7 protein-coding genes are annotated in these 7,473 nt (G+C 69.8%); 6 read left to right on the top strand and 1 reads right to left on the bottom strand.

Annotation, left to right across the window (positions count from 1 at the left end):
• Positions 1 to 665, bottom strand: a 665-nt coding sequence (locus KDM41_08735; GenBank protein MCB1183507.1) for an AI-2E family transporter, incomplete at its 3' end; no start/stop codon positions are given.
• A gap of 195 nt (positions 666 to 860) precedes the next feature.
• On the opposite strand from KDM41_08735, the gene KDM41_08730 reads away from it, so the two are divergent.
• The 6 genes from KDM41_08730 to KDM41_08705 all read left to right on the top strand — a co-directional run bounded on the left by KDM41_08730 (position 861) and on the right by KDM41_08705 (position 7,458).
• Positions 861 to 1,346 (top strand): peptidylprolyl isomerase, encoded by a 486-nt coding sequence (locus tag KDM41_08730; GenBank protein ID MCB1183506.1) that lies wholly within the window; start codon positions 861 to 863, stop codon positions 1,344 to 1,346.
• A gap of 302 nt (positions 1,347 to 1,648) precedes the next feature.
• Positions 1,649 to 2,083: a peptide-methionine (R)-S-oxide reductase MsrB gene (msrB, locus tag KDM41_08725; GenBank protein MCB1183505.1), complete on the top strand. Its 435-nt coding sequence runs from the start codon at positions 1,649 to 1,651 to the stop codon at positions 2,081 to 2,083.
• A gap of 65 nt (positions 2,084 to 2,148) precedes the next feature.
• On the top strand, positions 2,149 to 2,985 hold the full coding sequence (locus tag KDM41_08720) for an SDR family oxidoreductase (GenBank protein ID MCB1183504.1): 837 nt from the start codon (positions 2,149 to 2,151) through the stop codon (positions 2,983 to 2,985).
• A 115-nt stretch (positions 2,986 to 3,100) separates the two neighbouring features.
• Entirely contained in the window at positions 3,101 to 4,426 is a 1,326-nt protein-coding gene (locus KDM41_08715; protein ID MCB1183503.1) for a glucose-1-phosphate adenylyltransferase, read from the top strand.
• 1 nt (position 4,427) lies between these two features.
• A complete protein-coding gene (locus KDM41_08710; GenBank protein MCB1183502.1) occupies positions 4,428 to 5,576 on the top strand; it encodes a hypothetical protein in 1,149 nt (382 codons plus the stop codon).
• 235 nt (positions 5,577 to 5,811) lie between these two features.
• Positions 5,812 to 7,458, top strand: coding sequence for a phosphoenolpyruvate carboxykinase (ATP) (locus tag KDM41_08705; GenBank protein MCB1183501.1), 1,647 nt, complete (start codon positions 5,812 to 5,814; stop codon positions 7,456 to 7,458).
• The last annotated feature ends 15 nt before the right edge of the window (positions 7,459 to 7,473 follow it).

Raw genomic sequence — 7,473 nt, 5'->3', positions numbered from 1 at the left:
AGTCCGCCCTGCAGGGCCCCGATGGCGGCCGTCCCCTTGAGGGTCGCGCGGGTGACCGAGCGGAACTTCTCGAGCAGGCGGCGCTCCTCGGCGTCCTCCAGGGGCAGGTAGTAGAGGATCAGGTCGATGAGCTTCCCGCCGTCGCTGAGGAAGAAGTACATGCTGTAGAGCATGATCATCAGCATGAAGAGGAAGTGCACCGTGCCGGTGGTCGCGGCCGAGAGGTTGTTGATCAGGAAGCGCGAGAACAGGCCCACCATCTGGCCGGCCCGCGTCAGGATGTCGTCCTGGTAGGGGGCGATGCGGTCGTAGAACGGTTGCCCCTGCAGCCACACCATCACCTGGTCCGGATGGGCCAGCTTGTCCTGCACCCACGGCGTGACCGAGTTGCCCACCTTGATGGCTTCGGCCGTGACCACGCCCAGCAGGGCGCCCAGCGGCAGGATGATGACCAGCACGATGATCAGCAGCGTGACGACCGACGCCGGCGCGTCGCGGCCGCCGCAGGCCCGGTGCAGGCGGCGGTACAGCGGCTGGGCCAGCGAGGCGAAGATCCCGGCCAGCAGCACGGCCATGAGGAATCCCTTGATCATGGCGAAGAAGACGGCCGTGATCACGGCGAGCAGGAGCAGCAGCACGATCTTGCTGGCGATGGACGGGGACATGGCAGGGCCTTCCGCTGGAGTTCCGGCGGCCAGCTTACCCCAAGCCGTCGCGGGGTGTCTGCCGCAAAGTCGGCACCGGGCGGCGGTGCGATCCCCGGTGGACTATCTTGCCCGCAGCGCCCATCTTCGCAACGGTATCGCGAACGCATCAACACCGAACCAAGGGAGAGATCCGTGGCCGACCTGAAAGCCGTGATGGAGACCGACAAGGGCACCATCAACCTGACCCTCTTCGCCGACCAGACCCCCCTGACCGTGGCCAACTTCGTGAACCTGGCCCAGCGCGGCTTCTACGACGGCCTGTGCTTCCACCGGGTCATCGACGACTTCATGATCCAGGGCGGCTGCCCCGAGGGCACGGGCACCGGCGGCCCCGGCTACCGCTTCGCCGACGAGTGCACGCCCGCCCTGCGCCACGACGCCCCCGGGGTGCTGTCCATGGCCAACGCCGGACCGGGCACCAACGGCAGCCAGTTCTTCATCACCCACGTGGAGACCCCCTGGCTCGACGGCAAGCACACCGTCTTCGGCAAGGTCGCGAGCCCGGCCGACCAGGACGTCGTCAACGCCATCGCCGGCCGGGACGGCATCACCTCGGTCCGCATCGAGGGCGACACCGCCCCCCTGCTCGAGAAGATGGCCGACCAGGTCGCGGCCTGGAACAAGGCCCTGGGCGGTTAGCCGGAACCTATCGGACCGCGCGGCATTCCAACGACCGCCTGCGCCCCCGCGGGGTGCCGGCGGTCGTTTCCCGTCTCTCCGGATCCGCACCGAATCCCCGGCCCGACCGGGGAGCGGAGGTTCGCCGCGTGTTCGAAATCCTGGTCATCGCGACGCTGCTGGCGGGTCTGGCGGCCCTGGGACTGAACCTCTGGACGCCCCGCGCCCCGCGGCGCCGCGTGCGCCGGTCCCCGCGCGCGCCCTTCGGCCTGCTGCGCGCCCTGCTGGCCGGCGAACCCGACACCCCGACCACCGCGGAACCCGTGCGGGCGAAGCAGACAGCCACCCGCCCCGACGACGAATGGCGCCACCTGCTCTCGGACGAGCAGTACGACGTCGTGCGCCGGGGCCGCACCGAGCGCCCCTTCACCGGCCGTTTCTGGGACCACCGCGAGGACGGCGCCTACCACTGCGTCGCCTGCGGACAGGGCCTCTTCGACAGCGCCGACAAGTACGACTCCGGCCACGGCTGGCCCGCCTTCACGGCGCCCCTCGCCCCCGATGCGGTCACCGAGCTCAAGGCCATCAGCTACGGCACCGTGCGCACCGAGGTCCGCTGCCGCCGCTGCGAGGGCCATCTCGGCCACGTGTTCGGCGATGGACCCGGGCCCCGGGGACTGCGATACTGCATCAACTCGGCGGCTCTGGCCTTCTCGGCGCGGATCGGGGCCGACCCCGTGCATCGGAAGGCGACCTAGGACCCTCGCCCGGGAGCGGTGAACTCTTGTCGGACCCTGCCCCCGCCGCCGCCGCTTCCCCGCACCTGCACCACATCCTGGTGACGGGAGCCAGCTCCGGTATCGGGCTCGAGCTGGCCCGCCTCTTCGCCGCCGGCGGCCATCCCCTCGTGCTGGTCGCGCGCCGGGCGGCCCGCCTGACGGCCCTCGCCGAGACCCTGCGCCGCGACCACGAGGTCTCCGTCCACGTCATCCCCCTCGACCTCACCGCGCCGGGCGCCGTGGAAGCCCTCGTCGCCGAGCTGGCCCGCCTCGGGCTCGGCATCCGCGTGCTGGTGAACAACGCCGGGATCGGCGCCTACGGACCCTTCCTGGCGCGTCCGCTGCAGGTCCACGACGACCTGCTCGAACTGAACGTGGCCGTGCCCATGCGGCTGGCCCATCGCCTGCTCCCGGCCATGGTCGCCGCCGCCGGCACGCCCGGGCCCGGGCCCGGCGTGCTGAACGTGGCCTCGACGGCGGCATTCCAGCCCGGCCCGCTCATGGCCTCGTACTTCGCCGCCAAGGCCCACCTGCTGCACCATTCCGAAGCGCTGCACGAGGAGCTGCGCGGCCGCGGCGTCACGGTGACCGCCTTCTGTCCCGGACCGACGCGCAGCGGCTTCTTCACCACCGACGCCATGCTGCCGCCGGAAGCGCGCGACGCGACGGGCGAGCTGGTCGCGGCGGCGCGCACCGAGCTGGCCCGGCGCGATGCCCGGCGCATGGACACGGCCGTGGCCGCGCGGGCGGGCTACGAGGGCTTCCTGGCCGGGCGGGCGGTGGTCGTGCCCGGCGTGCGCAACCGGCTGCTCACCGTGCTGGTGCGGCTGCTGCCGCGGGGGGTCGTCCGGCGGGCGGCCCACCGGGGGCTGCGGCGCTGAGGCGGCCCATGACCCCGCACGCCCGGATCCGGGCGCCGCGCGTCCCGACCCGATCCGCGCGTCCCGACCAAAACGGTTGCTGCGGACCCGACGAAGTGGCATATCTTACAAGGACATGGCCCACCCGAGGCCCGAGCCAAGGAGTCGACCCGTGCAGAACGTGACAGCGATCATCCTGGGAGGAGGGCGCGGCACGCGGCTCTATCCCCTGACCCTCGAGCGGTCCAAGCCGGCCGTCGCCTTCGCCGGCAAGTACCGCCTGATCGACATCCCCATCAGCAACTGCATCAATTCGGGCATCAAGAAGATGTTCATCCTCACCCAGTTCCTCTCGGCCAGCATGCACCGCCACATCATGCAGACCTACGCCTTCGACACCTTCACCCAGGGCTTCGTCGACATCCTCGCGGCCGAGCAGACGCCGGAGAAGAGCGACTGGTTCCAGGGCACGAGCGACGCGGTGCGGGCCACCCTGAACCACACCATGTACTACGCCACCGACCAGATCGTCATCCTCAGCGGCGATCACCTGTACCGCATGGACTACGCGAAGATGGTGCGGGCCCATCGCGAGTCCGGCGCCGACATCACCATCGGCGTCTACCCGGTGCCGCGGGACGAGGCCTCGCGCCTCGGACTGCTGCGGGCCGACGACGCGGGCCAGGTGACCGAGTTCGTCGAGAAGCCGAAGGACCCGGCGGTCATCGACCGCTTCCGGGCGCCGGGCGAGCTCTTCGCGCGCCAGGGCATCGCCATCGACGGCGACCGCTACCTCGGCAGCATGGGCATCTACGTGTTCGAGCCGAAGGTGCTCAAGGCGGTCCTGGCCGACCCGGACAAGACAGACTTCGGCAAGGAGGTCATCCCGGACGCCATCGGGCAGTACAAGGTCATGGCCCATCCCTTCGCGGGCTACTGGCGCGACATCGGCACCATCGCCTCGTTCTTCGAGGCGAACCTCGAGCTCGTCGACCGCAAGCCCGCCTTCAACCTCTACCAGGGCGACTGGCCCATCTACACCCGCAGCCGCGCCCTGCCGCCCAGCCGCATCGTCGCCTCGGAGATCGGCGATTCGATGATCGTCGAGGGCTCGACGGTGACCGGCGCGCGCATCGACAACTCGATCGTGGGCGTGCGGGGGCGGGTGCGGCGCGGCGCCGTGCTGAAGGACGTCGTCATGATGGGCAGCGACTTCTACGAGGGCGAGCAGCAGCTCGACGAGGGCCTGCCGACCGGCGCGGGGGCGCTGCCGCCCATGGGCGTCGGCCACAACTGCCACATCGAGCGCTGCATCATCGACAAGAACGTGCGCATCGGCGACAACGTGGTGATCAGGCCCCACCCGGAGGTGGAGATGTACCACGGCGAGCGGCGCTGGATCGTCGACGGCATCACGATCATCCCCAAGGGCACCGTCATCGAACCGGGAACCGAGCTCTGAGGTGAGCGGCCGGCGCGCGGCATGGCTGGTCCTGACGATGGCGCTCGCGGCGGCGGCCGCGCCGGCCCGGGCCCAGGACGACGGTCCGCCGCCGGACGGGACGGACGCGGCGGTCCCCGCCGTCGTCGTCACCGACCTGCCCTGCGAGCGCCGCGCCGACGCCCTGCACACCGAGGCGCCCCGGCTGGTCTATGACGATCGGCCCGACCTGCTCTACGAGCTGCTGCTCGGCCTCGAGGACGGCTGCGAGATCGGCGAGCCGGCGGGCCGCATGCGCATCCTGGCCAGCATCTGGGACGGGGTCTTCGACGAGGGCGAATACGGCTTCGAGGTGATCGACTGGCTCGCCGAACGCTGGGACCCGCACCGGGCGCCGCCGGCCGGATCCAACGCCCAGCTCTTCGACGCCTTCACCGTCGACTTCGCCGCCCAGCTGCTGCCCCACCAGGACGAGGGCAGCGTCGCCGAGTTCTTCTGCCTCTTCTACGGCGGCCAGCCCGAGGCGGCCTGGCCCCGGCTCGAGCACGACGAGCTCGCGGACAGCTGGCTCCAGTACTACTACGACGAGGAGATCGCCTATCTCGAGAATCTCGATCCGCCCTACCTGCTGACCGGCTACTGGGGCGGCTGGGATCCGGGCGGCGACCTCGGCCGGGTGGGCCGCTGCAACCTGGCCGGCGGCATGGTCGAGCAGTGGACCGGCTCGTGGTTCTTCCGACTGGCGATCGAGGTGCGCGCCGGGCGGTCGGCGTCGCCCTACTTCGTGACCGAGAAGGGCGTCGACGCGTTCTCCGATCGCTGGAACGCCCTGCTCCTGGCCGGCGAGACGGGTCTGGGGCTCTGGCGGCGCGGGCGGCACCACGTCGAGGGCTTCGTGGGCATCGGCTACGACACGGTGGCCCCGTTCAAGGACGCGGACTGGGCCCTGGCCACCTGGAACCTGGCTCTCGGCGCCGGCTGGCGCATGGAACTGGACCGCGGGGGCCGGATCTTCTCGCGGCTGGACGGCCGTTGCGAGCTGATCGGCGACCGCAACCCGGGCGGCACCCCGCTCGGCGGCCACGCCTGGTCGTTCCGGCTGGGGCTGGGGGTGCGGCTGGGCGAGAACCCGGAACCGCGGCTGCGGGCCCTCGGGCGCACGGAACCCTAGGGGGCGATACTGATTCTCATGGTCGCGCCGGAGCCGCCAATGGGCGCGTTGCGGCGCTCCGGCGGGCCAGAAACCGCTTGTCTCCCCCTCCATGACTGCCTAACTTGGTCGGGTTACCAACAGGATCTGTGAGCCGAATCACAGGCCCTGCTTGTCTTGTATTTTCTGCGCGCTGCCGGCGGAGGGCTGGTGGCCCTGCCCCACCGGTTGATCACCAGATCAAGGAGACACGGCGATGAGTTTCCAGAAACGTCTCGAAGAGTTGCTGGCCGGCTCGAACATCAAGCGCAACATGAAGCGGCCCGACCTGATCCAGGCCTGCGTCGACAACGGCGAAGCCCTGGTCAGCCAGAACGGCGCCCTGGCCACCTGGACCCGCCCCGAGTCCACCGGACGCAGCCCCAAGGACACCATCATCGTCAAGCGCGACTCCAGCGCCGCGACCATCGACTGGACGGCGGCCAACAACATCGCCGTCGACGAGGAGACCTTCGACATGCTGGTCGAGGACGCCCTGGCGACCCTGAAGGGCAGCGGCGGCGTCTACGTGAGCGACCGCGTGGTCGGCGCCGACGCCAGCTACGCCCTGCCCGTGACCACGGTCTCCAACAAGGCCCTGAACGTGCTCTTCCTGGACAACATGTTCCGGCCCGTGCCCGCCGGCATCGAGCAGAGCATTTTTGCCGACAAGCCGTTCACGCTGCTCGTCTGCCCCGACAACAAGCTCGACCCCAAGCGGTACGAGGGCCGGCTGCGCGTCGACGAGCGCATCGGCGGCACCAGCACCATGGTCATCGCCACCGATTTCGACCGCCGCATCGGCGTCGTCTACGGTTCCGCCTACTGCGGCAGCTGCAAGAAGATGCTCTTCACGGTCATGAACTACCTGCTGCCCGCCGAGGGCATCCTGCCCATCCACTGCTCGGCCAACGAGGGCGCCGACGGCGACATCGCCCTGCTCCTCGGCCTGAGCGGCACCGGCAAGACCACCCTGAGCGCCGATGCGAGCCGCGCCCTGCTGGGCGACGACGAGCACGGCTGGTCCGACACGGGCACCGCCAACTTCGAGAACGGCTGCTACGCCAAGCTGATCGACCTGAATCCCGAGAAGGAGCCGGAGATCTACAAGGCCTGTTTCGAGAAGAAGGACTACAAGCAGCACGGCGCCATCATCGAGAACGCGATGATGTACCCCAACGGCACGTTCGATCTCTTCGACGACCGCTACACGCCGAACAGCCGCGGGTCGTACCTGCTCGAGTCGCTGACCAACATCAAGCCCAGCAGCACCGGCGGCCACCCGCAGACGATCCTCTTCCTGACCGCCGACGCCAACGGCGTGCTGCCCCCGGTGAGCAAGCTCACCAAGGAGCAGGCCATGCTGTGGTTCATCATGGGCTACACCAGCAAGCTGGCCGGCACCGAGACCGGTGTGACCGAGCCCGTGAGCGCGTTCAGCCGCTTCTTCGGCGCGCCCTTCATGCCCCGCAACCCGGACGACTACGCCAGCCTGCTGGGCAAGAAGCTCGACGAGCACGGCACCCAGGTCTACCTGGTCAACACCGGCTGGAGCGGCGGCCCCTACGGCGTCGGCAAGCGCATGGACATCATGCTGACCCGCGCCATGGTCACCGCGGCCATCGACGGGTCGCTGAAGGACGTCGCGTACAAGCAGGACGAGATCTTCAAGGTGTGGGTCCCGACGACCTGCCCCGGCGTCTCCGACGCCTCGATCCTGTTCCCGATCAACACCTGGAACGACAAGGACGCCTACCGCCAGCGCGCGCAGAAGCTGGCCGGCGACTTCGCCGCCCAGTGGAACAAGGCGTACGCCGACAAGAACATCGATCCGGCGATTGCCGCGGAGTGCCCGGGCCGCTAGTATCGCGCCCGGAGA

This window comes from bacterium (assembly GCA_020440705.1).
Lineage (GTDB): Bacteria > Krumholzibacteriota > Krumholzibacteriia > LZORAL124-64-63 > LZORAL124-64-63 > JAGRNP01.
The sequence above is the reverse complement of the archived record's forward strand: the minus strand, read 5'-3'. Positions and strand labels throughout refer to the sequence as shown.

Bases quoted from the DNA above. Each gene is read 5' to 3' on its own strand.
- KDM41_08730 (MCB1183506.1), top strand. From the start codon at position 861: ATGGAGACCGACAAGGGCACCATCAACCTGACCCTCTTCGCCGACCAG.
- KDM41_08715 (MCB1183503.1), top strand. From the start codon at position 3,101: ATGGCCCACCCGAGGCCCGAGCCAAGGAGTCGACCCGTGCAGAACGTG.
- KDM41_08705 (MCB1183501.1), top strand. From the start codon at position 5,812: ATGAGTTTCCAGAAACGTCTCGAAGAGTTGCTGGCCGGCTCGAACATC.